This window comes from Variovorax sp. 20P10.2.4 (assembly GCF_058244205.1).
Genome location: NZ_JBZAYE010000872.1, coordinates 1 through 2,474, shown reverse-complemented (window position 1 = coordinate 2,474; position 2,474 = coordinate 1). Strand labels below are relative to the sequence as shown.

Annotated in this window: 4 protein-coding genes; 1 reads left to right on the top strand and 3 read right to left on the bottom strand. The window is 70.0% G+C overall.

The genetic code is table 11. The annotated features are described in order from the left end of the window. The first annotated feature begins 194 nt into the window (after positions 1–194). Positions 195–1,244 carry a homocysteine S-methyltransferase family protein gene (locus tag AC27VN_RS38775; protein WP_208510647.1) on the top strand — a complete coding sequence of 350 codons (1,050 nt, stop codon included), beginning with the start codon at positions 195–197 and terminating at the stop codon, positions 1,242–1,244. 21 nt (positions 1,245–1,265) lie between these two features. On the opposite strand, the gene AC27VN_RS38770 is transcribed toward AC27VN_RS38775, so the two are convergent. The 3 genes from AC27VN_RS38770 to AC27VN_RS38760 form a co-directional block, all read right to left on the bottom strand. Continuing rightward, the gene (locus AC27VN_RS38770) at positions 1,266–1,685 is read right to left on the bottom strand and encodes a type II toxin-antitoxin system VapC family toxin (RefSeq protein ID WP_057593431.1); all 420 of its coding nucleotides are present in this window, start codon (positions 1,683–1,685) and stop codon (positions 1,266–1,268) included. Next, positions 1,685–1,945 (bottom strand): type II toxin-antitoxin system Phd/YefM family antitoxin, encoded by a 261-nt coding sequence (locus tag AC27VN_RS38765; protein ID WP_296781954.1) that lies wholly within the window; start codon positions 1,943–1,945, stop codon positions 1,685–1,687. The genes AC27VN_RS38770 and AC27VN_RS38765 overlap by 1 nt, the downstream gene beginning before the upstream one ends. 53 nt (positions 1,946–1,998) lie before the next feature. Beyond that, on the bottom strand, positions 1,999–2,474 hold a 476-nt coding region (locus AC27VN_RS38760; RefSeq protein WP_490880109.1), incomplete at its 5' end, for a substrate-binding domain-containing protein.

The window sequence follows — 2,474 nt, the reverse complement described above, 5'->3', positions numbered from 1 at the left end:
CCTCGATCGGCGCCAGCGCGGCCGGCCTGCTGTTCGACCTGCGCGGCAGCTACGACCTGGCCATCGGCGCCAGCGGCCTGCTGGCGCTGCTGTCGGTCGGCTGCCTGGCGCGCGCGGCGCGGCACGCGCCGGGCTGAAGTCCCGAAGACCGCTTTGGCGGTGCGGCGCGGGCTCGTTTTCTACAATCCGGACCCATGAAGCCGATCGTCTACACCCGTGCCCAGCAACTGCCCGAGATCCTCGGGCGCCGCATCGCCATCCTGGATGGCGCCATGGGCACCATGATCCAGCGCTTCAAGCTCACCGAGGCCCAGTACCGCGGCGAGCGCTTCAAGGACTTCGAGCGCGACGTGAAGGGCAACAACGAGCTGCTGTCGCTGACCCGGCCCGACGTCATCTCCGACATCCACGAGGGCTACCTCGCGGCCGGCGCCGACCTGATCGAGACCAACACCTTCGGCGCGACCACCATCGCGCAGGAGGACTACAAGATGGCGCACCTGGCGCGCGAGATGAACCTCGAGTCCGCGAAGCTGGCGCGCGCCGCCTGCGACAAGTACTCCACGCCCGACAAGCCGCGCTTCGTGGCCGGCGCCCTCGGCCCGACGCCCAAGACCGCGAGCATCAGCCCCGATGTCAACGATCCGGGCGCGCGCAATGTCGATTTCGAGGCCCTGCGCGCCGCCTACTACGAGCAGACCGAGGCGCTGGTCGAGGGCGGCGCCGACGTGATCCTGGTCGAGACCATCTTCGACACGCTCAACGCCAAGGCCGCGCTGTTCGCGGTCGACGAGTATTTCGAGAACAGCGGCCAGCGCCTGCCGCTGATCATCAGCGGCACCGTGACCGACGCCTCGGGCCGCATCCTCAGCGGCCAGACCGTGACCGCCTTCTGGCACAGCGTGCGCCATGCGCGGCCGCTGGCCATCGGCCTGAACTGCGCGCTGGGCGCGGCGCTGATGCGCCCCTACATCCAGGAACTGGCGCGCGTGGCCGACGACACCTTCATCAGCTGCTACCCCAACGCCGGCCTGCCCAACCCGATGAGCGACACCGGCTTCGACGAGACGCCCGACGTGACCTCGCGCCTGCTGCACGAGTTCGCGGCCGAGGGGCTGGTCAACATCGTCGGCGGCTGCTGCGGCACCACGCCGGACCACATCGCGGCCATTGGGCGCGCGGTGTCGCCGGTGGCGGGGCGGCTGCTGAACAATGCGGCCGGGTTCTACAAGGAAGCCGCTTGAGTTCGTTGCGGCCCAGGGCGCTCAGCCTTCGGCCGGCCAGGGGTTGAGCAGCTTCGCGCCGCTTCTCTCGAAATCGCGCAGGTTGCGGGTGACCAGCGTGAAGCCGTGCGCCAGCGCCGTGGCCGCGATCATCGAATCGCGGTAGTCGCGCGGATCGGGAACGTGCATCGGCGCGCACAGCAGCGCGGCTTCCGCCCCGAAAGGAAGAATCCGGCCGTCGAAGGCTTCGCGCAGGGCGTCGAACCAGCGGCGCAGCGATCCGCCTTGCGGCGGCGAGCGGCGCTCCATCCGCAGGATGCCCGTCTCGATCTCGAGCACGGTGATCGCGCTCAGGAAGAAGTGGCGCTGCGGGATCGAGGCGGCCCATTCGCGCACGGCGGGCGACGGGTTCGGCTTGCCATGCCGGAGTTCCGACACGACGTTGGTGTCGAGGACGTACATCAGCCGAGGTCCGGCGTCTTCGGCACGATCTGCGCGCGCGGCGGATCGAAGGGTTCGTCGTCCGTGGCGGGCAGGCTGTCCATGAGGGCGAGCAAGGACTCCTCGGCTTCTCCGCTTTCGCGGCGGTAGTCCTCGATGCGCTGGAGCACGTACTCGGGCACGCCGCGGTTCGTGATGTAGACCGGCCCGTGGGTGGCCGCACGCTTGGCGGCGGCCACGTCGCGGGTGAAGTCCCGGCTGGAAATGCTGGTGATGGTCATGGCAGCTCCCTGGTCTAGTTTGTTTGTATGTTATGACAATCAGTGGGCGCGCGTCAATCCACCCCCATCGACTTGGCCGCCACCCGCTCCCGCGAAATCAACGCCACGAAGCGCTGCGCCCCCAGCCCCAGCGGCCGTTCGCGCGACCACACCACGTCCACCCACAGGTTCAGGCCGTTGCTGAGGTTCTCGAGCGGGATCTCGACCAGCGCGCCCGCCGCCACGTGCGGCCGCACGAAATTGCGCGGCAGCCAGCCCCAGCCGACGCCGGCGGTGATCAGGCTCAGGGCGGCCAGCGCGTTGTCGGTGCGCCAGAGGTGGCGCGCGAACACGCTGCGCGGGTCCATGGTCGCGACGAGGTCGCGGCCGGCCACCACGATCTGGCGGGTGGCGATCAGGTGCTCCTCGCGCAGGCGGCCGCCGGGCGCGGCGGCCAGCACCGGGTGGCCCGGCGCCATCACCGCGACCATGGTGTCGCTGCCCACCTCCTGGAAGCCCTCGCGCCCGTCGAGGCTGGGCCGCTCGAACA